General features: G+C 37.6%; 27 protein-coding genes. 22 read left to right on the top strand and 5 right to left on the bottom strand.

The window, feature by feature from the left end; translation table 11 throughout:
• The first annotated feature begins 18 nt into the window (after positions 1-18).
• The 17 genes from istA (at position 19) to MHB51_RS04215 (ending at position 16,204) form a co-directional block, all read left to right on the top strand.
• Entirely contained in the window at positions 19-1,563 is a 1,545-nt protein-coding gene (gene istA, locus MHB51_RS04295; protein WP_342559055.1) for an IS21 family transposase, read from the top strand.
• A complete protein-coding gene (gene istB / locus MHB51_RS04290) occupies positions 1,563-2,315 on the top strand; it encodes an IS21-like element helper ATPase IstB (RefSeq protein ID WP_342558633.1) in 753 nt (250 codons plus the stop codon). Before istA ends, istB begins: the two co-directional genes overlap by 1 nt.
• A gap of 208 nt (positions 2,316-2,523) precedes the next feature.
• Entirely contained in the window at positions 2,524-2,817 is a 294-nt protein-coding gene (locus tag MHB51_RS04285) for a DNA/RNA non-specific endonuclease (protein ID WP_342559054.1), read from the top strand.
• Between the two features lie 11 nt (positions 2,818-2,828).
• Positions 2,829-3,317 carry an immunity protein YezG family protein gene (locus tag MHB51_RS04280; protein WP_342559466.1) on the top strand — a complete coding sequence of 163 codons (489 nt, stop codon included), beginning with the start codon at positions 2,829-2,831 and terminating at the stop codon, positions 3,315-3,317.
• A gap of 239 nt (positions 3,318-3,556) precedes the next feature.
• Positions 3,557-4,621, top strand: coding sequence for a polymorphic toxin type 15 domain-containing protein (locus tag MHB51_RS04275; protein WP_342559053.1), 1,065 nt, complete (start codon positions 3,557-3,559; stop codon positions 4,619-4,621).
• Between the two features lie 12 nt (positions 4,622-4,633).
• A complete protein-coding gene (locus MHB51_RS04270) occupies positions 4,634-5,176 on the top strand; it encodes a T6SS immunity protein Tdi1 domain-containing protein (protein ID WP_342559052.1) in 543 nt (180 codons plus the stop codon).
• A 660-nt stretch (positions 5,177-5,836) separates the two neighbouring features.
• Complete coding sequence (locus MHB51_RS04265) at positions 5,837-6,958, top strand: pre-toxin TG domain-containing protein (RefSeq protein ID WP_342559051.1); 1,122 nt, start codon at positions 5,837-5,839, stop codon at positions 6,956-6,958.
• Positions 6,959-6,977: 19 nt separating this feature from the next.
• A complete protein-coding gene (locus tag MHB51_RS04260) occupies positions 6,978-7,394 on the top strand; it encodes a hypothetical protein (protein WP_342559050.1) in 417 nt (138 codons plus the stop codon).
• A gap of 12 nt (positions 7,395-7,406) precedes the next feature.
• Positions 7,407-7,829: a hypothetical protein gene (locus MHB51_RS04255; RefSeq protein ID WP_342559049.1), complete on the top strand. Its 423-nt coding sequence runs from the start codon at positions 7,407-7,409 to the stop codon at positions 7,827-7,829.
• Positions 7,830-8,255: 426 nt separating this feature from the next.
• Positions 8,256-9,308 carry a pre-toxin TG domain-containing protein gene (locus tag MHB51_RS04250; RefSeq protein WP_342559048.1) on the top strand — a complete coding sequence of 351 codons (1,053 nt, stop codon included), beginning with the start codon at positions 8,256-8,258 and terminating at the stop codon, positions 9,306-9,308.
• Positions 9,309-9,338: 30 nt separating this feature from the next.
• Positions 9,339-9,857, top strand: a complete 519-nt coding sequence (locus MHB51_RS04245) for a SecY-interacting protein Syd (RefSeq protein WP_342559465.1) — start codon at positions 9,339-9,341, stop codon at positions 9,855-9,857.
• A gap of 47 nt (positions 9,858-9,904) precedes the next feature.
• On the top strand, positions 9,905-10,117 hold the full coding sequence (locus MHB51_RS04240) for a bacteriocin immunity protein (RefSeq protein WP_342473158.1): 213 nt from the start codon (positions 9,905-9,907) through the stop codon (positions 10,115-10,117).
• 409 nt (positions 10,118-10,526) lie between these two features.
• The gene (locus MHB51_RS04235) at positions 10,527-10,949 is read left to right on the top strand and encodes a hypothetical protein (protein ID WP_342559047.1); all 423 of its coding nucleotides are present in this window, start codon (positions 10,527-10,529) and stop codon (positions 10,947-10,949) included.
• Positions 10,950-10,989: 40 nt separating this feature from the next.
• Complete coding sequence (locus MHB51_RS04230) at positions 10,990-12,372, top strand: pre-toxin TG domain-containing protein (RefSeq protein WP_342559046.1); 1,383 nt, start codon at positions 10,990-10,992, stop codon at positions 12,370-12,372.
• Between the two features lie 28 nt (positions 12,373-12,400).
• Entirely contained in the window at positions 12,401-12,847 is a 447-nt protein-coding gene (locus MHB51_RS04225) for an SUKH-3 domain-containing protein (RefSeq protein ID WP_090919084.1), read from the top strand.
• An 821-nt stretch (positions 12,848-13,668) separates the two neighbouring features.
• Positions 13,669-14,916 carry an MFS transporter gene (locus tag MHB51_RS04220; RefSeq protein ID WP_066163736.1) on the top strand — a complete coding sequence of 416 codons (1,248 nt, stop codon included), beginning with the start codon at positions 13,669-13,671 and terminating at the stop codon, positions 14,914-14,916.
• A complete protein-coding gene (locus MHB51_RS04215; RefSeq protein ID WP_342559045.1) occupies positions 14,885-16,204 on the top strand; it encodes an alkaline phosphatase family protein in 1,320 nt (439 codons plus the stop codon). Before MHB51_RS04220 ends, MHB51_RS04215 begins: the two co-directional genes overlap by 32 nt.
• Positions 16,205-16,431: 227 nt before the next feature.
• Here MHB51_RS04215 and MHB51_RS04210 read toward each other — a convergent pair whose 3' ends face one another.
• The 3 genes from MHB51_RS04210 to MHB51_RS04200 are packed head-to-tail and all read right to left on the bottom strand — an operon-like array spanning position 16,432 to position 17,814.
• Positions 16,432-16,902 (bottom strand): glutathione peroxidase, encoded by a 471-nt coding sequence (locus MHB51_RS04210; protein WP_107942551.1) that lies wholly within the window; start codon positions 16,900-16,902, stop codon positions 16,432-16,434.
• A 19-nt stretch (positions 16,903-16,921) separates the two neighbouring features.
• Positions 16,922-17,434, bottom strand: a complete 513-nt coding sequence (locus tag MHB51_RS04205; protein WP_342472602.1) for a hypothetical protein — start codon at positions 17,432-17,434, stop codon at positions 16,922-16,924.
• On the bottom strand, positions 17,431-17,814 hold the full coding sequence (locus MHB51_RS04200) for a hypothetical protein (protein ID WP_066163728.1): 384 nt from the start codon (positions 17,812-17,814) through the stop codon (positions 17,431-17,433). The genes MHB51_RS04205 and MHB51_RS04200 overlap by 4 nt, the downstream gene beginning before the upstream one ends.
• A gap of 267 nt (positions 17,815-18,081) precedes the next feature.
• Between MHB51_RS04200 and rpmG the strand changes: the two genes are divergently transcribed.
• The 4 genes from rpmG (at position 18,082) to MHB51_RS04180 (ending at position 21,263) form a co-directional block, all read left to right on the top strand.
• Entirely contained in the window at positions 18,082-18,231 is a 150-nt protein-coding gene (rpmG, locus tag MHB51_RS04195) for a 50S ribosomal protein L33 (RefSeq protein WP_008408521.1), read from the top strand.
• An 82-nt stretch (positions 18,232-18,313) separates the two neighbouring features.
• Positions 18,314-18,901, top strand: a complete 588-nt coding sequence (locus MHB51_RS04190; protein WP_342559044.1) for a 5-formyltetrahydrofolate cyclo-ligase — start codon at positions 18,314-18,316, stop codon at positions 18,899-18,901.
• Positions 18,898-19,104, top strand: a complete 207-nt coding sequence (locus MHB51_RS04185) for a YqgQ family protein (RefSeq protein WP_066163724.1) — start codon at positions 18,898-18,900, stop codon at positions 19,102-19,104. Before MHB51_RS04190 ends, MHB51_RS04185 begins: the two co-directional genes overlap by 4 nt.
• Positions 19,105-19,364: 260 nt before the next feature.
• A complete protein-coding gene (locus tag MHB51_RS04180; protein WP_066163722.1) occupies positions 19,365-21,263 on the top strand; it encodes an LTA synthase family protein in 1,899 nt (632 codons plus the stop codon).
• Positions 21,264-21,514: 251 nt separating this feature from the next.
• On the opposite strand, the gene MHB51_RS04175 is transcribed toward MHB51_RS04180, so the two are convergent.
• Positions 21,515-21,694 (bottom strand): DUF2759 domain-containing protein, encoded by a 180-nt coding sequence (locus MHB51_RS04175; protein ID WP_066163721.1) that lies wholly within the window; start codon positions 21,692-21,694, stop codon positions 21,515-21,517.
• A gap of 155 nt (positions 21,695-21,849) precedes the next feature.
• On the opposite strand from MHB51_RS04175, the gene MHB51_RS04170 reads away from it, so the two are divergent.
• Positions 21,850-22,497, top strand: coding sequence for an MBL fold metallo-hydrolase (locus MHB51_RS04170; protein WP_066163719.1), 648 nt, complete (start codon positions 21,850-21,852; stop codon positions 22,495-22,497).
• Between the two features lie 56 nt (positions 22,498-22,553).
• Here the strand turns inward: MHB51_RS04170 and MHB51_RS04165 are convergent, their stop codons facing one another.
• Positions 22,554-22,796 carry a DUF2626 family protein gene (locus tag MHB51_RS04165; RefSeq protein ID WP_066163718.1) on the bottom strand — a complete coding sequence of 81 codons (243 nt, stop codon included), beginning with the start codon at positions 22,794-22,796 and terminating at the stop codon, positions 22,554-22,556.
• Positions 22,797-23,298: the final 502 nt, after the last annotated feature.

Genomic DNA, 23,298 nt, shown 5'->3' with positions numbered 1-23,298 from the left:
GATATAGAGGTGATCAGTTTGGAGAAAAAGCAGTTAGTACTGATTGAATACTATCAGCACAATATGAGCCAACGTCAAATTGCAGAAAAGCTTAAAATGTCTCGTAATACCGTAAAAAAATACATTGAGCATGATCTAGCAGCTAGACAACAAGACACAAGGAATTTACCAATCACAGATAATTACGTTACGCCTCCGGCATATAAAAAGCGTAATGGAAAAAAGAGAGCTTTAACAAATACCGTGATGAAACGTATTCGCGAAATGATGAAACAGAACAAAAATAAGCGTGAAGTGAATATGCATAAGCAACAATTAAAGATTATTGATATACATGAAAAACTTTTAGACGAAGGTTTTAAAATTGGCTATACAACAGTTCGCAATTTCGTGAATCGTGAGGAAAAGAAGGAAAAAGAAGTTTTCATTCGCCAAGAGCCAACAGCTGGTCGTGAAATTGAGTTTGATTGGGGAGAAGTAAAATTATTCATTGATGGCAAGCCAAGAAGCCTTTCAATGGCTGTATTTACGCTAGCCTATAGCAATGATCGTTATGCCCGACTCTATGAATCGGAAACAATGGTTTGTGTACAGGACGCACACGTAAAATGTATTGAAGCCTTGGGCTTCGTACCGAATGTTTTTACATACGACAATATGCGTACCGTCGTCAAAAACTTTATTGGTTACGAGCGTTTTATTACCGACGGTATGAAAAGTTTATCCTTGCATTATCATTTTCAGATTCGACTTTGTCAGCCTCGTAAAGGTAATGAAAAAGGCCATGTAGAGCGAAGTGTAGAATATATACGCCGGAAAGCATTTGCGCACCGTGATACGTTTACTTCTTTAGAAGAGGCACAGGAATATTTAGTTTCGATCATCGAAAAATTAAATCATCGTCCTCATTATTTGAAGGAGAAAACACATCATGAATTGATGTTGGAAGAAAAAGCTGAACGCGCTGGCAGCTTAACAGCTGCACCATTCGATTCGGCAGAATTAGTAGAACTACGTGTGGACAAATATAGTACTGTTACCTATCGTCACAACCGATATTCTGTACCTGAGGGGCATGTAGGAGAATATATTAAGTTAAAAGCTCGTGCTGAGGAAGTGCTTCTGTTTAGCGAAGGTGAATGTATCGCAAAGCATAAACGAAGCTGGCAAGTGCATGCCTGGGTGATGAATATTTATCACTATTTAAACACGCTACAAAAGAAAAAAGGTGCCTTAGCCCAAAGTGAATGTTTGAGCCAAGCACCAAAACAAATAAAAAATATCTACCACCGTTATTATATCGGAAATGAAAAAGATTTTCTAGAGCTACTTGTTTATACCAAAGAACGAGATTGCCTTACAAGAGTACTAGAAGTCATTACTGAACTAGAAAAGAACCCTTTGGTTCAACTAACAACTGAAAAAATCATTTTCTTAGCAGAACAGTCAGCTGAAGTACGTACTGTTATAACTGGCCAAGATGATGTCACCAACCAATCTTTAGATAATCTATCTTCGTTAGCAGCGTTATTTCATTCTAAAGGAACAGGAGTGCTTCATTAATGGACAAGCAAAAAGAAATGATTGAAATGTGCAAAGAATTACGTTTACCAAGTATTCGTTCTTTACTTGAACAGGAAGCCTTGTTTGAACAACATACATCACCAGCTGATTTTCTTTATTTCGCTTTAAAACAGGAAATGGAGGACCGTTACGTGCGGGCAAAAGCTAATCGAATTCGATTAGCCAATTTTCCAGAGAAAAAACTGTTAGAAGAATTAGATGTTGAGGCACTGCCGCAAAATGCGGCGGTTCGCCTTCCTCATTTGAAAGAGCTAAAGTTTATTCAGGATAAGCAGAATGTGTTATTAATTGGCTCACCTGGTACTGGCAAAACTCATCTTGCGATTGGACTAGGAATCGAAGCCTGTTTAGCAGGCTATAAAGTGTATTTTACGAGTGTAGCCTCACTTGTGAACCAATTAAAGGAAAGCCGTTCTGCAAGAACGTTACGCTCGTTTGAACTGAAATTTGAAAAATATGATTTAGTCATCATTGACGAACTTGGCTACATTTCATTCGATAAAGAAGGAGCAGAGCTTCTGTTTACGCACTTATCATTACGTGCTGGTCGAGCAGCAACGATTATTACAAGTAATCTAACATTTGAACGCTGGGAAGAGGTCTTCCATGATCCAGTTTTAACATCAGCGTTAACCGATCGACTCACACATCGCGCGCATATCATCAATATGATTGGTGGTTCTTATCGAATTTTAGAAACGAAAGAATGGATGGAACAGAGCAACTTTTAGTGGCTCACATTTTAATTAACAATTGGCTCAAATTTAACTTGCGAAATACAAACCACAATTAATACAAGTAATTTAGAGTTTTTAGGTGTAGTAAAATACTTGTAATATACGTAAAAAACCTCGAATTGTATTTAGTTTTTCGAGGTTTTTTATTACAAGTCATTGTCTAATCAAAACTCAGAATTATAGGCACACGTGATTGATTGCAGTGACACTTAATGATGACGGAGGGCATTTAATCGAAGCTCAGTTTAAAGGACCAAAGGATATTGATAACCTAGTACCACAAAATAGCCAAATTAATCGTTCGGGTGGAGAATGGTTCGATATGGAGACAGAATGGGCGAATGCACTGAAAGAAACACCGCCGAAAAAAGTGACGGTACAAATCAATCCGACATATTCAGGAGATTCAATGCGACCAGACGCATTTGAAGTAATTTATCAAATAGAAGGAAAAAAGCAAGTAGAAAAGTTTATTAAAAACCAAGCAGGAGGCTGATTTATTTGAATATGGAACAAGAGATGAATCGAATTTATCAAAAAATTGCGGAAATTGTAAATAAAATGATTCCAGAAGAATGGGAAAGTTTTCATTATTATGCGCAAATTTCAGCTACAGGAGGTGGAACATATTTTTTCTATAATACATCTGATGATAAGAAAAAATTTATGTACAGTTTATCCATTACATCGTATTTTAATGTTGATGAGGAAGAGTTTGCTATATTGGAAAAAACTCTATTCAAATTAAGTGAAGAATTAAGAGATATTTTTATTCATTATGGACAAGAACCATGGTATTCTTTTACCTTATCACTTGACCGAAATGGGAAATTTAAAATTAATTATGATTATACGAATTGGTTTGAGACAGATTATAGGTTTAGTAAACAAATCACCATATGGAAATATAAGTATTTAGGGATTATACCTACAGATGAAAAACAAAAAGATTTAATCCAAAAGTATTTAGAAGAATACCCAGATAACCCTATTTGATTATAGAGTAGCGAATATTTTATTTACACATAAATAAGGGGCATGTGAGACCTTGATAAAATGGTAAAAAAGTATAGATAGATGCAAATAAAGTGTCAAAAGTTAGAGAAGAAGTCATATAGTCATAAGACGAATAAATAAAAAATAATTACAGCTTTTAGTGACACAAAAATTCAGATAGTATTACCTTATAAGAAGGTAGTATATAGAAAGGGCTTGATTGTTGAATACAACGACAAGTGCTTTTCTACATAAACGAAGCACTCGGCAAAGTCACCACCTACGCCCGCAAGCTGCAAAACAACCTAGATGAGCTCGCACTAGTCCAGTGGGTGAAGAACGATGCCAAAAGCTTTGTGCTAGCTGCCTATAAAAAAACGAAAAAATGGGTAAAAGGTGGCTGGCGCGAGGGTCTCTCCATCGGCGTCGATTTCATCCCCGTTGTCGGCAATCTAAAAGCTGGCATTGAAGCGGTCATCGGCGGTCCACTCGTCAAAGGGGCGAAGCATGTCGGCAAAGGCGCAATGAAAATCATCCCAAATAGCAATAAACTTGTCAACAGCCTCTCGAAACCGCTTGCCAAGCTCAAAGAGGGCGGTCAAAAAGTAGCAGAGAAAGCCATGACCAAGGCAACGGAACTGAAAGCCCAAGCCAATGCGATGATGGCCCAAGTGAAGCAAGGCATGCGAGAGAGTATGGATAACGTTGGTCGTGCGTTGCGGGGGAATGAGCCGCAGCTGGCGATGGTGGGTGCGAAGGCTGGAGCTGTGAAGAATAGTGATTCGGTTGTGTGGATGAGTAAGGGTGAGGGGAATGTAAAGCATTTAGATGATGTACCTAGAATAAAAGAAATTGAAGTCAATTTTAAAAGAAATGTTAAACATGATTCCGAAGAGTTTGCAAGACAATTAAAAGACCAAGAAAAAGGGATGAATGAATTAACGGTTGATGAGTATCTGAAAAATAGAGACAGATATATTGCTGAGGGACGTGCGGTAGAAGGTAATGTTGCTCAACAAACCGCTCGAGAAGAAGCATTTTCTGATAAAGTTGCAGAACTTATGTCTAACGGAAAATCATTTGATGAAGCAGAAAAAGAAGTTAAAGAATGGCTGAATACTCAAGCAGCACTTCATAATCCAGATCAAATTGCAGGAATGGGGCATAAGGGCATTAATTCTTCAATTGGTTCCCAATGGAGGTATAGAATTGACGTTGTTGATGAACAAATAAGAGAAATGGCAAAAAACATGACACCTGAGCAATTAAAAAGCATCTATTTGAATGTTAAACTGACACATTAAGGTGGTTTATTTATGGAGAAAATATTAAATGATTTTAAGATAAACAGTAAAGTTCCTAACGAAATAATAGAAAAATATAAAAACCTTGTTCCAAAAGAAATAATAGAATTGTGGAAAAAATATGGATTTGGAACATTCATGCAAGGTTATTTTAAAAGTGTTAACCCGGAAGAGTACATTGATATTTTAAAAGAGTGTAGTCAAAGATATAGGGATTCTGTAGTGTTATTTTCCACTGGTATGGGAGATTTAGTATTGTGGGCTGACGGTTATGTAAGATTGCTTAATTTTAGATACGGAGTACTTAAAACAGTTATGCCAAATTTTTTATATTTTTTCAAAAGTTTGGATTCGGAAAGGTTTCGGGATGCGTATTTAAAGTGGAAACCCTATCCCGAAGCTGTTGAAAATTTAGGAGAACTATCTTATGAAGATTGCTTCGGCTACACACCTCTATTAGGTTTGGGTGGAGCAGAAAGAGTAGAGAATCTAAAAAAAGTAAAATTGAAGGAACATATCCTTATTATTACTGAATTTATGGGACCAGTTCAGTAGTATTCGAAAGTATGTTACAAAGCTAACCATAAGAACTTGATTATCTTATAAGCAACAAGTATTTTTGCAATTTCTTAGATAGCGGATGGCGATTTTAAACTATCATCATTTGCTCACAGTTTTGACATTGAGAGGTATGATGATGTTGTTAGGGAAAAGGGGTTTTATGATGATAGCGAAAACTTGATTAGTCGATTATTAGAAGGATTTCCTTATGATGAAGTAATTATTCCTAAAATTATTGCACTGTTTGGTAAGCAGTTGCAAAGCAATTATAATGCTGTAATTCTTTTATACAATTTCAAATATGAAGGAGGTAAAATGCAAGCCACAATTAATTCAAATAATTTAGAGTTTATATGCCTTGTAGAATATTTATAATATACGTAAAGACCCAATTGCTTTAAACTTTCTAAATGACCTTGATTGGCTAAATACCTTTCAAGGTTTTTTACTTTACTTTAATCTTATATTAAATCGGTGGATACTTGATTGAAGGAATAAAAAGAGACTTGTTTACTTTAATTCTATTGTAATTATAGTATTTGGTATACTATTAGAAGGGTCTATAAGCAAAATGATACAAACCACCCACTAGCCGAGGAGGATACGCTGCATTATAGCGTGACATCACACAGCCAGCGGCTATTAGGCGACCACGTGCACTTTCAAGGCGAGGAGCTCCTCGAGGAATTAGAGGAATCCGTAGAAGAAGCACTCGGCAAAGTCACCACCTACGCCCGCAAGCTGCAAAACAACCTAGATGAGCTCGCACTAGTCCAGTGGGTGAAGAATGATGCCAAAAGCTTTGTGCTAGCTGCCTATAAAAAAACGAAAAAATGGGTAAAAGGTGGCTGGTGCGAGGGTCTCTCCATCGGCGTCGATTTCATCCCCGTTGTCGGCAATCTAAAAGCCGGCATCGAGGCGGTCATCGGCATCGACCCGATTATCGGACGCAAGCTCAGCACCGCGGAACGCGCCATCGCAGGCGCCGCCATCATCGGCGGTCCACTCGTCAAAGGGGCGAAGCATGTCGGCAAAGGCGCAATGAAAATCATCCCAAATAGCAATAAACTCGTCAACAGCCTCTCGAAACCGCTTGCCAAGCTCAAAGAGGGCGGTCAAAAAGTAGCACAGAAAGCCGCTGCGAAGGCAACGGAACTGAAAGCCCAAGCCAATGCGATGATGGCCCAAGCGAAGCAAGGCATGCGAGAGAGTATGGATAATGTTGGTCGTGCGTTGCGGGGGAATGAGCCGCAACTGGCGATGGCGGGTGCGAAGGCTGGAGCTGTGAAGAGTAGTGATTCGGTTGTGTGGATGAGTGCAAAGAAACCTAAAGACTATTACCAAGATGCAAATGGAAAATGGCACCGACCTGATGGAGGATACGCAAGTAACAAAGAAATGGGTTTGCCTGAACCAAGCGGCATCACAAAACGTTTGGAATATATGGGGAATACTCCTGGCAAAGGTTCTAAAACAGGCAGAGAAGTAATAGAGAGAATGGAAAATGAAATTCCACCAAAAATCCGTACAACACGTGATGGTGAAAAAGAATTTATGGCGAGTGACAATAAATGGTACCCTATAGATCAAGCAGATATGGCTCACCTAACTGATGCAGTTTCGTGGTGGAATAGTACAGGTAGATATTATGGAGCTAAGTCACCGAAGGTTAGAGAATGGATGTTAGACTCCAATAATTATGTATTAGATCATTATAGTTTGAATCGATCCGCAGGTGCAAAGTTAAATGAAACTTACTTGCCGCCAAATAAATAATTATTAGGAGGAATCAATATTGGAACTTAATGATCAATTATATGACGAAATTTTAAAACTATGTAACGATGGAAATACTTTTGTTGAAAAAGGAGAGGATGATAAAGCAATAGAGAGCTATAATGCTGCCTTAGATTTGGTTCCGTTGCCAAAGAGCGATTGGGAAACAAGTACATGGATTTATACAGCATTAGGCGATACTTATTTTTTAAATTATGATTATGAGAACGCAAAAAGCAATTTTTATAATGCACTAAACTGTCCAGATGGTATTTCAAATCCATTTATTTTACTGAGACTTGGGGAGAGTTTATTTGAGTGCGGAGAGTTAGATAAAGCTAAGGAGTATCTATTAAGAGCTTATATTTTAGAAGGCTATAGAATCTTTTTTAATGAAGACGATAAATATTTTGAATTGATTAAGGATATGATTTGAGGGGGGATAAATATGGCCATTTTACAATCGCCTATAAAAGAAGAATTCGAAAATCTTTTAGAAAAAAGTAATGAACAATTTAATAATGGTAACTACAACGATTCTATTGTGTTATTAGAAGAGGCTTGGGATATTATTCCTGATCCAAAAGGTATTTATTGTGAAGAGAGTTATCATTTAGTGAAGGACATCATCTCCACTTGCTTTATAGTAAATAATTTTAAAAAAGCAAAGGAGTGGGCAGATAAAATATTTTTAACTGGATTTGATCGTATAGACTCTGGTGATAAGGAATTTATTGCAGGAAAAGTTGCCTTTGAGTTAGGTGATTTAGAAACCGCAAAAGAATTTTTTAACATTGCCAATAAAAAATCAGAAGGTAGATGTTTTGGAAATCCGAAGAATACTAAGTATCTCAAATTTTTAAAAAGTTAACTGTATAATTAAGAATGAGGGAATTAGAAGATAGATTTATTGAATTGTAAGCAGGTATGATAGTTGAATGTATGGAATATGTAGAGGATAGGGCTGATAAAGTTTAAGTTTACGCTTCTTGTGAAAAAGCGTTATTTCAGGCGACTTTTTGTCTAATTGGTAAATAAGTATGACTTAATATATTCTAACGATGATGTAAAAATGTCTGATTGTATTAACTTTAAAATATTTAGGGAAGAAAATAGAATAAAAGAATTTTTTAATCTATATATAAAGAATAACAGTAAAACTTGAAATTTATCCCAAAATAAAGCGCTTGTCTATCCATTATAAATGACAAGTGCTTTTCTTATATAGTTAGGCAAAGTCACCACCTACGCCCGCAAGCTGCAAAACAATCTAGATGAGCTCACACTAGTCCAGTGGGTGAAGAACGATGCCAAAAGCTTTGTGCTAGCTGCCTATAAAAAAACGAAAAAATGGGTAAAAGGTGGCTGGCGCGAGGGTCTCTCCATCGGCGTCGATTTCATCCCCGTTGTCGGCAATCTAAAAGCCGGCATTGAAGCGGTCATCGGCATCGACCCGATTACCGGTCGCAAGCTCAGCACCGCGGAACGCGCCATCGCAGGCGCCGCCATCATCGGCGGTCCACTCGTCAAAGGGGCGAAGCATGTCGGCAAAGGCGCAATGAAAATCATCCCAAATAGCAATAAACTCGTCAACAGCCTTTCGAAACCGCTTGCCAAGCTCAAAGAGGGCGGTCAAAAAGTAGCAGAGAAAGCCATGACCAAGGCAACGGAGCTGAAAGCCCAAGCGAATGCGATGATGGCCCAAGCGAAGCAAGGCATGCGAGAGAGTATGGATAACGTTGGGCGTGCGTTGCGAGGGAATGAGTCGCAGCTGGCGATGGCGGGTGCGAATGGCGCGAAGGTTGGAGCTGTGAAGAACAGTGATTCGGTTGTGCAGATGAGTAAGGGGGAAAGTGTTGGTTCGGGGGGAACTTCTAAGGGTATAGATAATGCTAATCATCCTATAAGAACTTATAGAAATGCAGATTTGAAAAAATTAGAAGAAAAATATACTGCCGACCCAAGAATTACAGTAGAAATGCCCTATGTGGGTAAGGGTAAACCAGGAACCAATGCAGAAGGTTGGTTACGTGACAAAGACTTTTATTGGAAAGAAATAATGAATAAACATCCAGAAAGTTTAAGTAAAGCAAATAAACAAAAAATTGATTTAGGTTTCGCTCCTATAAATGATAAAACATTTAGAGAACATTTCCCTCAATATGATATGAAGGAATTATATAATGATAAATTAATCCATCATCACGTAGGTGGGGGCGGCCAAGCAGTTGCAGTGCCTTCAAAGTTACACCCAGGAACAGGTGGTATTCATAATGCCGAAAAAGCTGCAGGTGTTTGGGGAAATGATAGTGAGTATGCTAAATTACTTGAAAAATTTTTAAATAAGTAAAGGGTGATAACTTTGTCAACAAAAGAAGCAATGCAGATATACTTTCAGATGAGGAAAGAGGTAGCTGCAGAAGGTTTAGATTTTTTATTAAAAACACCAGTTAGTAGTGATGATAATCTAATAATTTATGAAGGTGAAGCTGATGAGGATGAATATATCTCATGGAAACCTGTAGAAATGGCTGTTTCACAAGATTTTACAAGATTAGAAGATGAATTTGATATAAATTTGCATAAATCAATAGTTGATTATTTTAACTCATATTGGTTTGCAGACTTAGATGGATTTTTTAAGGAGCACTATATTACATTAGAACCTGTCCTACCGAGCACTGGGATAAGTTCCTTCCGAGAGTCTTTGAAAGGATATAAAAAAAATCACGGTGATAGTTTAGAGAAGGTACCTATTGGAATTGAGGGAAATGGTTTGTTAGTGGTTATTGAGAACAAGAGTGGAATAATTCAATTAGAAGATTTTGAAAGGGGCTCATTTGAGTATATTGCTGAGAATATTCAAGAATTAATAGGAAATTTAAGCTTAAAAAGCTAACATTTTATTTATCGTCAATTTGTTTCACCAAGGATGAGTGTATAATTATAGATAAAAAGCTAACTTTTAAGGAATTAGTTGAACTAATAAATAAAATATGTAATCCTAAGCTGTCTGATGAAGAAGTAAGCAAATATATAGAAATTTTAGAAGACAATGTTCCTCATCCAGCCCCTAGTGTCTTAATTTTTTGGAATGAAGAGGATTTATCACCAGAAGAAGTAGTGGAGATTGCCTTAGCGTATGGAGAAGAAAAATAATTGTATTTAGATACACGTATTAGGGGGACCTTGATTGGCTATATGCCTTTCAAGGTTTCTTTTCGTGGGGCTACCTAGTGCCGAATAAACCACTTTTTATTCAGATAGTAGTGATATCCCTTGTAACCCCTACATGATGTTAGATGAAATTATATAGTGCGTACAAATTACTTTAAAATATATGTCCTAATTACTTCTTATCACTATTAGTAAATATCCAAAATATCATCAGATACCACCATTTACATCTTAGAAGACTCTACTCACGTTTTCTCCCGACTGTTTAAAAATTTTCGCAACTTTTACCGTACATAGAACGATTACTATTATGAAGGGGCTACTCCACCTCTCTGTGTATACGGAAGACACCAATTTACAGTTGGAAATATTGGAAAAATAACGAAATAAGATGGAAAATGATAGTGCAGAAGAACATAGTGGCTTCTACAGCCCGCCAGAGGAAGGGGACAGTGTTCAACTCATTATTCCTTCCCTTGAAGAAAGATCAGCTTTTGTGCGACAGAGCTTATGCCAAAATGGCGACACGAATCCGAAAACAGCTGAGGCTGACACCGCTTACTGGGGCAATGCAAACAGCAATGCAATCCAACTTGACCAGCAAGCAGTGACTTTGACAGCGACTGTTTATATCAGCGTACACCAAGACAGTGGAATGGAGGTGCAGAGCCAGCATCCTTTAGCCGTGACAGTAGGCGGCAATCTCGTCCCCACCGGCAACACCATGCGACCGAATCCATCCACTTCACGTGTCGCTCAAGCAGCCTCGTGCTCGATGGCATATCTGATATTCAAGGACAAGTCGTATACATGACAGGTAGCTCGAAAGCCCCTGTTCCATTAGGAGGTGCCTAATGGGGAAGTTCTGGAAATCGATAGGCAAAGCCATTGCCAGCATTCCTGTCGTAGGAAATGCCATCAAAAGTGCGAAAAAAACCGCACAAAAAGTGAAAACAGAAGTCAAAAAAGTCGCTGAAAAGGTAGAAGCGAAGCTAACCGAATTAAAGGAGAGCGTGGAGGAGCTCCTCGAGGAATTAGAGGAATCCGTAGAAGAAGCACTCGGCAAAGTCACCACCTACGCCCGCAAGCTGCAAAACAACCTAGATGAGCTCGCACTAGTCCAGTGGGTGAAGAATGATGCGAAAAGCTTCGTATTAGCTACCTATAAAAAAACGAAAAAATGGGTAAAAGGTGGCTGGCGCGAAGGTCTCTCCATCGGCGTCGATTTCATCCCCGTTGTCGGCAATCTAAAAGCCGGCATTGAAGCGGTCATCGGCATCGACCCGATTACCGGACGCAAGCTCAGCACCGCCGAACGCGCCATCGCAGGCGCCGCCATCATCGGCGGTCCACTCGTCAAAGGGGGGAAGCATGTCGGCAAAGGCGCAATGAAAATCATCCCAAATAGCAATAAACTCGTCGACAGCCTCTCAAAACCGCTTGCCAAGCTCAAAGAGGGCGGTCAAAAAGTAGCAGAGAAAGCCGCTGCGAAGGCAACGGAGCTGAAAGCCCAAGCCAATGCGATGATAGCCCAAGCGAAGCAAGGCATGCGAGAGAGTATGGATAACGTTGGTCGTGCGTTGCGGGGGAATGAGCCTCAGCTGGCGATGGCGGGTGCGAATGGCGCGAAGGTTGGAACTGTGAAGGGTAGTGATTCAATTGTTCGGATGAGTAAGGGGGAAAGTGTTGGTTCGGGGGGAACTTCTAAGGGTACGGATAAAGTTAATAGACAAAAGCAAGTTGAGGTTGCCAAAGATTTTGCAAGAGAGCAATTAGATGAACATGTTAAGTTTCTTAAGAACGGCGGAATCAAAAAACCTATAGATGAAAATGGATTTGGTGGAGGGAAATATAAACCGGATGTAATAAGTGCCGCTGTAGACATAACAAGGGTAGATGGTAAAAAAACTAAAATAACATTTGGTTATAATGGGGCTAGAGAAGGACAATTCAATCCAAGTGTAATGGAACTGCATCCAGACTTAAGTAGGATAGCACAAGGAACAAGGAAGAAAGCCAAAAATGACCCCAAAAATCCTTATAAGGATGATGAGAGTTTCGAAATTTGGCATGTTGAAAATTGTGCTGAGATTCAAGCAGTCAACCAACTATTATGGTCAGGTTCAAAAATAGATGATATATTAATAAGCACGATTAATGGTAATGGGAAATATAAAGCGCCATGTAAAAATTGTCAAGAGACATTTTTAGATTTCATTAATGATTTTCGTGAATAGAACTTTTGAATAAATAGGGAGGATACTTATGCAAAATTTATCAGATGAAACGAGAGATATATTGCTACAAGCGGGATGGAATCCAAATAATAAGGTTGAATTAACCGAAACGGTAAAATTTTTAGAGGCGATGGGATATCAAGTGTTTAACCCAGTGGTGGATGCATTAAGTCAATTTGGTGGGGTTGAATATAAATTTAAGCATCCGGATGGAAGTTTGGAAACCTTTCATTTTAGTCCAGAAGAAGTTGTTGGCGATTACTATGAAAAAGAAGACTTTGAGGAATTTGAGGTACGAGTAAAAGAGCCGCTCGTAGTAATTGGAGAAGCATATCGTGGGAATTTAGTAATGTTTATCTCAAAATCGGGTAAGGTCTTTGGGAAAAATGGTTATTCATTATTTAAGTTTGGAGATGACATATTTGAGGCACTAGATACTCTTTGCTTATTTAGAAAACCAGAAGAAATAAAATAATAAAATTCAGTCATTCTATGAATTGTTTTGGCAACAGGAAAGAGGCTAGTCAGTGTTGAATGAAATATATCATCTTTAATATTTTCCAGAATTAAGATGGGTGTACAGAATGTCTCGGAAATTTAGCGTAATAGCGTTACATGAAACAAGTTAATTATGTTGAATTGTTTTATGGAAGGATTTTTGCGTATCGATTATGATAATATAAATCTAGGTATATTATTTTAGGTAAATATTAATGATAATAAGAGCTATATTCTACGTACAAAGCTTACTTCCAAGTATGAAATTTTTAGGTTAAGTGCAGTATGATATAGAATTACTACGTGGCGACAAATACAAGGTATAATATGACAAAGTCATTTAAAGCTTGTTTACGGTTAAAGATTCCTTGAATTCGAATTAATAACCCATGAAGGCTAGACCATCAAGGAGTGTTATTTTAACAATTAAGCAATAAGAGCGAGAATAGGCGTGATGACAATTTATTTACAAGGACCACTTATGGATGGCATAAGCAACAAACACACGAGATTAAACAAGCTAAAGGGTTTAAACGTTACACTTGCCATGTAGTAAAGCAGATGTCATACTGTCAATACTAAACTAACTTATAAAACTTGCAAATATTATTAAATTTAGAGAATTTATAAACTTAAAGCACTTGATTGTCTATAACAGGCGACAAGTGCTTTTTTGCATGTTTAAATACCTATTTCGTAAAAAATATTTCACTAATGTGAATTTTCGGCCTCTTCATGCTATTTATTTTCAATATAATGATATAATTGCAGAAAATAAGAGATGGGAGGGGGATTTCAATGAAGCTTACGAAAGAAGAAAAGTCTTGGATATTGTATGATTGTGGGAATTCGGCATATTCAATGGCTATTACTACTGCGTTGTTTCCGATTGTGTTTGGGATGTTTAATGGAGTTAACAATATGGATTTAGGTTATTTTAATTCACTTGCTAGTATATTTGTTGCTGTACTTAGTCCTATTTTAGGGGCATTTGCAGATTATAAAGATAAGAAGAAACGCTACTTTACATTTTTTGCGCTTGTCGGGATTTTATCAACTCTTTCTTTTACATTTATTTCGCCTGCAAGCGGACAATGGCAATTACTAATTGTGATGTATATACTTTCGTGTATTGGTTTTGCCGGAGCGAATATTTTCTATGATTCATTTTTAGTGGATGTGACAACAGATGAAAAAATGGATAAGGTTTCCTCGTCTGGATTTGCGTTTGGCTATATATCGAGTGTTATTCCTTTTGGTATTAGCTTAGTTGTTATTTTAATCATGGGAATGGATGCGGCAATTGGCTATCAAATTGGCTTTTTCATTACAGCACTATGGTGGGGATTATTAACAATTCCGATGATTAAGGATGTGAAGCAACGCCATTATATTGAGCCAGAGCCAAATCCAATAGGTCAAAGCTTTAAGCGTTTAGGGCAAACATTTCTACAAATTAAAGATTATAAAATTGTCTTTATTTTTTTAATCGCCTACTTCTGTTACATAGATGGGGTCGACACAATCATAAAAATGGTCGTACCGTATGCAACAAGTATTTTAGGTGAGAACGCACTTGATACATTTATGCTATTAGCTATTTTGCTAGTCATTCAAATTGTCGCATTTCCATGTGCGCTTTTATATGGTTCACTTGCTAAAAAATATTCAACGCGCACGATGATTATAGCCGGTATCACGACATATATCATTTCATGTATTGCTGCGTTTTTCATTTCCGAAATGTGGCATATTTTCGTGCTTGGTATTTTAATTGGCTCTGCACAAGGAGGCATTCAAGCACTTAGTCGGTCTTACTATGGGAAAATCATACCAAAGGAACGGTCAAATGAGTTTTTTGGATTTTATAATATTTTCGGTAAATTCGCAGCTATTATTGGTCCGTTTTTAATGGCTCTGACTACGACGCTGACTGGTGAGGCGAGATATAGCATTTTATCGATTATTCCATTATTTATTATTGGTCTTATTGTCTTTTTAATGCTTCCAAAAGATGCACACTATCAAACAACAAAAGCAAGGTGATTTTATGCAAATACAAAACAAGTATGTCATAGTCGTTTCGTATGATGCTTTTTCAAAGGATAACTGGGAAAGTGCAAAATCGAAACCTAATTTAGCAAAGTTAATCGAGAACGGTGCTTCAACGGATTTAGTACAAAGCGTATACCCCACCCTTACATATGTTATTCATAGCTCTTATGTAACGGGTGTGTATCCAGATAAACATGGTGTTTTCCATAACAATCCGCTTCAACCGTTTGTACCAGAAAACGATCAAAATTGGCACTGGTTTAGAAGTGATATTCAAGTACCAACTATTTATGAGGCTGCTCATAAAAAAGGGTTGAAAACGGCAGGTTTATTATGGCCAGTTTCAGGAAAGGCGAAAATTGATTATAATATCCCAGAAATTAAAGCTGTAAAGAACGAAAATCAAGCATTAAAAATTTTAAAAAGCGGCAGTAAGCTATTTACATTGGCAATGGAATTAAAGTATGGCAAAGTGCGTCAAGGGATTGAACAGCCTTATTTAGATGACTTTACGACATTATGTGCTGTCGATACGATTAAAAACAAAAAACCAAATTTATTGCTTATGCACCTAATAGATTTAGATGATGCTAAACATCTACATGGTACAAAAAGCCCCGAAATTGAAAAGGTCATTAAGCGCATGGACCGTCGAATTGGTGATTTAGTGCAGGCGACGAAAGAGGCAGGCATTTATGAGGAGACAACTTTTATTATTGTTGGTGACCATAGCCAGCTAGATGTTCAATATAAAGTGTACCTAAATCGTTTATTCTATGATGAGGGCCTAATCTATGAGCACAATGGAAAGTTACAGTGGCGAGCATACATACAAAGTGCTGGTGGCTCCGCTTATTTATATATCCAGCCAGGTGATATGGAAGCAGGGAAATTGGCACTAGCCATTTTAGACAAGGCGTTGCAACAAGGTGATTATGGGATTGAAGCCATTTTAAGCACAACTGAACTGAAGGAGCTTCATGTAAGTAGCCAATTTGCTTATATGATTGAAGCGAAGGAAGGCTATGCTTTTGAAGATGACCATTTACAGGAGGCTATCGTTGATTTATATGCATTGGGTAAAAAATATGCGACACATGGCTATTTACCGAATAAGCCAAATTATACAAGCAATTTAATTATTTCCGGTAATCATGTGATAGCTGGCTCGGATATTGGGGAGGTGAGTGTCGTAGATATTGGACCGACGATTGCCTATCTATTAAACTTAGATTTCCCGAATACTGATGGGAGAGCGTTAACGGAAATATTAAAGTAATCGCTAGATTTAATATAAGAAACAAAATGGGGCTGTCCAAAAAGCCGTACATAGCCGGCATTTTGGACAGTAGCGATGATGTTCGCAAAATATTGATTCCTATAAACAGAGAACGCCTCTTTTAAAAATGGGATGAACATTGAAATCCTTCCGTAAAAGGGAAGTGATGAAAATATTGATTTCAATGCAGCGTCAAAACAAAATGGACTTTTCGGACAACTCCACTCTTATAAATAACTTGCAATCTCTTGTTCCAATTTCAATGGCTTGTCTGTTGGGGCGAAGCGTTTAATAATTTGTCCGTTACGGTCAACTAGAAATTTTGTGAAATTCCATTTTACATTTTTTCCGAGCAAGCCTTTTGTTTCCTCCGTTAATCGTTTGAAGAGAGGATGTGCTGCCTCGCCATTGACTGTAATAATTTCGTGCATTGGAAATGTAACGCCGTATGTTAGGCGACAGGCTTCTGAGGCCTCCTTAGCACTATCTAACTCTTGCTTAAATTGATTGGAAGGGAAGCCTAATATAACAAGCCCTTGCTCAGCGTATTTGTCATATAGTGCTTGAAGCTCCTCGAATTGTCCTGTCAATCCGCATTTAGAGGCAGTGTTAACAATTAATAGTACCTTTCCTTCGTAGCGTGCTAATGGATAAACTTCTCCAGTGTCAGTCGTTACATCAATATCATAAATTGTCATATGCAAACTTCCTCCGTTCTTATTGCTGAGCTATTTTTCCAGTTAAAATGCGTGCCATTTGTTCTATTGTCATAGAGGAGTTTAGTTCGAATTGTCCTTTTTGGATAGAGCGTGAATACTCACGTTTGGATAAAAATAGCTCTAATTCACGTCCGTTCGTTAAAATACCTAAATCCTCTACTTGCTTGCCGATATCATAAATAGAGACACCTTCATAAATATAGACAGTTCCACTGACAATGGAATCAACCTTATCTTCTTCCTCGTTTGCCACATCGTTCTTTTTAGCAGTCGAATTGTTCACTTCTTTCTCTGCTTGCTCTTGTGCAGCTATTGTTTGCTGTAATTCAGTAATTTGCGCATTGGCATTTGCGAGCTGCTGCTCGAGCTTTTGAATATGTGCCGCTTGTTCTTTTTTGTCGTCATTTGTTGTTGTATTGCTAAGCATGGGAAGCTGTAGCTGTTTTCCTACAACTAGGAGAGCGCCAACTAAAAATAAGGCAATTCCAAATCCTCTTAAAAAGGTTTTCATAGCTTGCCCCCCGTTGCGAGAATTTGGTGTATTTGCTCCTCTGATAATGTTGAGAGTTTGCTAATTTCAGAAACAGCTAGCCCCTGCTTGTTGAGCTCAAGCACTTGGCTTACTAAAATGCTGTTGATAGGCTGTGCGGCATATGTTTGGCTAGGTGCTGTATAGTGCGCTTGCTTTTTTTTCGCTACTTGGAAATTTGGCTCAAGCATTAGTTCCTCTTCAACAATTTTTAAGCGACGCTTTAATTGATTTGTTTCTTGGAAAATGCTAATTGACAATTCTTCTACTTCTTTTTCTACTTTCTTTGCTGAATCTCGTAAAAATAGAGAAATGATAATAAAGAAAATCCCAATAATCATTAAAATAATTGACAATTCCATGTTGAACGCTCCAATCGAGGCTGCTCAAAAGGGTATTCCTTTTCTGACAGCCTGAACTATTATTATCAATATTTAATAAAACCAATGCTCCTGCGGTTACTCGTCTCAAAATGACTTTTCAGACAACCTCTTGCAATTGTCTTTCATTTTACCATAGAGCAACTTAATATGAAATGATACTAGCTTTTTTTTCGCTTTATGTTATAATGGGAAAGTCGTATAAATCATGCTCAATTTTTATTCTTAATTAGAGTGGGAGGGTTAATAATGCGCGTAAACATTACTTTAGCTTGCACAGATTGCGGCGAACGTAACTACATTTCTAAAAAGAACAAGCGTAACAATCCAGAGCGTCTTGAACTGAAAAAATATTGCTCTCGCGAGAAGAAATACACTCTTCACCGTGAAACGAAGTAATTGCTCAATTAGCCAAAGCCCCGAGTGGTTTTGGCTTTTTACTTTAAATATAGAAGATAATTTCCATAAGTGAGGAATGACAATGGATAAAAAACAAATACGTCAGGAAGTACGTAGCAAGCTAAATGCCATTTCAGATATAGATTACCGGGAGCGTTCTTTCGCAATCGGCAAGCAGTTAATGCAGCAGCCTTCTATTATAGAAGGAAAGACGATTGCTGTTACAATTTCAACGAAGCCTGAAGTCGATACAATTGCTATTATTGAGGCGTTATGGCAACAAGGCAAGACAGTTGCTGTGCCTAAATGTCATCCGAAAACGAGAGAGATGACATTTTACGCAATCGAGGGCTTTTTTCAATTAGAAACCGTTTATATGGATTTAAGAGAGCCGATTCCAACTATAACTGAGCTTATTGAACGAGATACAATTGATGCGATTATTGTGCCAGGAATCGTTTTTGATAAAAAGGGCTATCGCATAGGCTATGGAGGAGGCTATTACGACCGCTACTTGCCAGGCTATCAAGGGACTTTGCTTGCACTCGCTTTCAGCGAGCAATTAGCGGAGCACGTACCTACCGAGGCTCACGATATTCCTGTCCATACAATCATTACAGAAACAGGCTATATTTATTGTACAGCAAATCGAGAGGAGCCAATGAGATGAAATCGATGATTGATATTTATGAGCTATTAAAGCAATATGGCACATATATTTATACGACAGATCGTCTTGGCGATTTAATGCTGATGGAAGATGAGATACGTGAGCTATATAAAGCAGGTATAATAGAGCCTCGTGACTTCCAAACGGCACTTTTATTAATGCGTCAAGAGGCATCCAGAATACAAATGGAACAAAAAGGGTGAAACCTTTTTGCTGAAAAGACGTACTAATATAGGACAATGGAAAATCGTGTATATGACTACAATATTCTGTCTATTGAATAATGCGCGATTTTGTATTGCGAAATTTTATAAAAAGCTTTAAGATAGATTTTGTTTCATTTTAGTAGAAAAAGGGAAATAGATATGAAAGTTTTTGCTCATTAGTGGTGTGGCTGATGAAATAAAGGTGAACAAAAAAATCTTAAAGTAAAGGTTTGGAAATAAAGAAAGGATGTTGAGGAATGAGTTCTATTAGTAAATGGCCTAAACATTCAATTTTAGCTTTTGCAATTATTGCTACATGGATTAAAACAGTGATTGTGTATCAAACAAGCTTTGATATGAAAATTGAAAATGCGATGCAATATTTTATTTTATGGATTAATCCAATTAGCTTTTTATTAATTGCCTACGGATTATCACTATTTTTTAAGAAATCGACTACTCGTAATCGTTATATTTTAATTATGAGTTTAATCTTGTCGATTGTGTTGTATGGAAACGTTGCATTTTACCGTTTCTACAATGACTTTATTACATTACCAGTATTGTTCCAGACGAGCAATTTTGGTGATTTAGGAACATCTGCATTAGCTATTATTAATGTTTGGGATATTTTCTACTTTATCGACGTTATTTTTATTGCTATTTTATTGAAATTTGCTCCGAAATTAAACGGGCAATTAACTATTCGTAAAGATGTGCGCCATGCTTACTTTGTGCTAGCGGCAGCAATGCTTTTATTAAATTTAGGACTTGCTGAAACAGAGCGCCCACAGCTTTTAACACGCAGCTTTGACCGCGAATTATTAGTGAAAAATATCGGTACGTATAACTATCATTTATATGATATTTATATTCAATCAAAGTCTTCGGCACAGCGAGCGCTAGCTGATGGCAGTGAGCTTGTTGAAGTAAACAACTATGTACGTGCAAATCAGGCAGAACCAAACCCTGAGATGTTTGGTAAATATGCTGGGCGCAATTTAATTGTTGTGTCGCTTGAATCATTGCAAAACTTTGTTATTAATAATGATATGAATGGCCAAGAAGTCACACCATTTTTAAACTCGTTGACGCGAGATAAGGATACGTATTATTTTAATAATTTCTATCATCAAACAGGGTTAGGGAAAACATCTGACTCGGAGTTTATTTTAGAAAACTCCTTATTTGGTCTAGGACGAGGTGCAGTATTCTTTACACATGGTGGTAACACGTATAATTCAATGGCAGAACGCCTAGGAGATAACGGTTACTTTACAAATGTCATGCATCCAAATAATAAATCATTTTGGAATCGTGATATGATTTACCAGTCATTAAATATTCAAAAGTTTTATGATGTCAATTCGTATGAGGTTGGCGAAGGTGAGGCAGTAAACTGGGGGATGAAGGATGTTCCGTTCTTCCAACAATCAGTACAGCATATGACTGAAATGCCACAGCCGTTTTATTCACGTCTAATTACATTGACAAACCATTACCCATTCTATCTTGATCCAGAAGATATAATGATTGATGAGTATACGTCCAATTCGGGTACATTAAACCGCTATTTCCAGACGGTTCGTTATATGGATGAGGCATTAAAGGTATTTTTTGATGATTTAAAGGAAAAAGGCTTATATGATAATTCCATTATCGTCATGTATGGTGACCACTACGGTATTTCGGAAAACCATAATAAAGCGATGGCTATGTATTTAGAAAAGGAAGAAATTACACCTTATGACAGCGCATTATTACAATCTGTTCCATTATTTATTCATATTCCAGGTGCAAATGATGGGCAGGTAATGGAAACGGCTGCGGGTCAAATTGATTTACGTCCTACGATTTTACACTTACTAGGTATTGATACGTCGAAGGATATGCAACTTGGTGCAGACCTATTCTCAGAGGACCATGAGGACTTTGTGATTTTCCGTGATGGTCGCTTTATTACAGACAAAGTAGTCTATGCAAGTGATGTATGCTATGACAAAGCTACTGGCGAGCAAATTGATATCACCGCTTGTGAGCCATTAATAGAGAGCGCGGCAACTGAATTAGGTTATTCTGATGCGATTATTAATGGAGATTTATTGCGTTTTTATGATGCACAGACAGGTAATTTGATACGAGACTCAGTGAAATAAAGATAAGTGGGGCGTCCCAAAAGCAGTGTATTACCTGCTTTTAGGACGCCTTTATTGATGTTCATTAAAGGATTAGCTAGACAAAATAGAAAAGGATTTCTTTGGAGATAGAATAAACGCCAGGGTTAGCGACCTTCTTTTGAATCTAACTTCTTTCAGCAACGGCTTTAGGTTAGCTTGATAAATCGGAAAATAAATAAAAAGACGAGCTATACCGTTGTGAAACGGCAGCTCGTCCTCTTATTAGCTATTTAGTGAAGTTTTGGTGGGTATCCAGCGTTAAGAACAGTCATGACAACAAACCATCCGAAGATTGCTGCTGCACCTAGGTTGAAAACAATACCTAGAAGATTTTTTTCTTTAATTGCTTGGAATGTACCAACTACGGCAAAAATAGCTACTAAACCGAAAATAACCATTAATAAGTTCATTAAAAAGACACTCCTTTCGACATCAGAAAATGAATGTCGCAAACAATATTCCTCTTCTATTGTAAATCTTATTATACCTTTTGTCGAGCGGAAAAAGTGACGTTTGTTTGAACTTCGTATACAATTTAGAATGAATCGAATGGAGGTTTTCTATTATGAAGTTGAGTACTCGTACATATCCGCTTGGTCCTATTCAAACAAATTGTTATATTGTGAGCAATAGCGAGAAGCAATGCCTAATTTTTGACCCAGGTGAAGAAGGGGAGCGCTTAATTCGTGAAATTAAAGCAAACCAATTAAAACCAGTAGCCATTTTTTTAACGCATACACATTTTGACCATATTGGCGCAGTTAATGAGGTGCGTGATGCATTTAATATACCTGTTTACGTCCATGAAAAAGAGGTAGATTGGCTAGCTGATCCGATGAAAAATGGCTCAGGTAAATATGCTGAATTACCGAACTATGTTGTAAATGCACCGAAAGAGGAACATATTATTCGACAAGAGCAAGTGTTTAATATTGCAGACTTTACATTCAAGGCAGTATTTACACCAGGGCATTCCCCAGGCAGTATCTCCTATATATTTGAAGAGGATGGCTTTGCGATTGTAGGAGACACATTATTTGAGGGCAGCATTGGACGTACGGATTTAATTGCTGGTTCAATGCCAGTGCTGTTAAAGTCTATTCATGATAAGCTACTCACATTGGCGGAGGACACGATTATTTATCCGGGTCATGGAAATTATACGACACCTGCTGCCGAAATGGAAATGAACCCATTTTTGAATGGCTTTTAAATAATAAAAAAGCGTGGACGAAGTAATTTTACTTTGCCCACGCTTAAATGCTGTGATTAATGCCCTCCACCAGGTACGTGCATAAATGTTGTGTAATATGTGAAACCTGCGAAGAAAATAGTTAAATAAGCACCGAAAATGTACATATACATGCGCTCTGAAAGGTTTAAAAAGCCTAATAATAAGAATAAACCAGTATTACCTACGAATAATAGCGAAACCTCGTACATTCCACCTAAGTAGAACATAATAGCGAAAACACCCGTCCAGAATGCCATAACTTTATACATATTGCTCATGTGTAATTCCCCTCCTTCTATATATAAATACAATCTTCTCCAATCCATTATAAATGATTTCACTGAAGAAAGTAAACTGGAACTTCCACTTTCTTTGTGACAAAGCAGTGTACATTTTTTCTAAAATGCAAAAGTAATTGTAATAGCTAATTATAAAAAATAAAGATTAATGGAAACGTTGATTTTTTCTAAATAAATGAAGGACAATGTTAGTTTGTCAATGCTTTTCCATCGATTCAAACATATAGTGAAAAAGTAGATTACACCTCGGCTAACTCTAGTCCAAATTTTTTTGAGCTGTTTGGTGTAGGTTAACCTAAAACCGTCATGACATGCGTCGACGGTTATTTGACCCGCATCACACAGGCTTCTCTTCAAATCTGTGACATCCGCGGGAGTACGGTGTTGGCGTGGTCTTTGGATTACCAGCGTGCGTCCTGCTACCCATACATTTATCTTTCCACCAATAGAGGTGGGAGACTTCTGTATTTGTCACTTCGCT

Origin of the sequence: Metasolibacillus sp. FSL K6-0083 (assembly GCF_038630865.1) — a bacterium.
In the GTDB taxonomy this organism is placed as follows: domain Bacteria; phylum Bacillota; class Bacilli; order Bacillales_A; family Planococcaceae; genus Metasolibacillus; species Metasolibacillus fluoroglycofenilyticus.
Note: the sequence above shows the minus strand (reverse complement) of the source record. Positions and strands in the feature narration are given on the sequence as shown.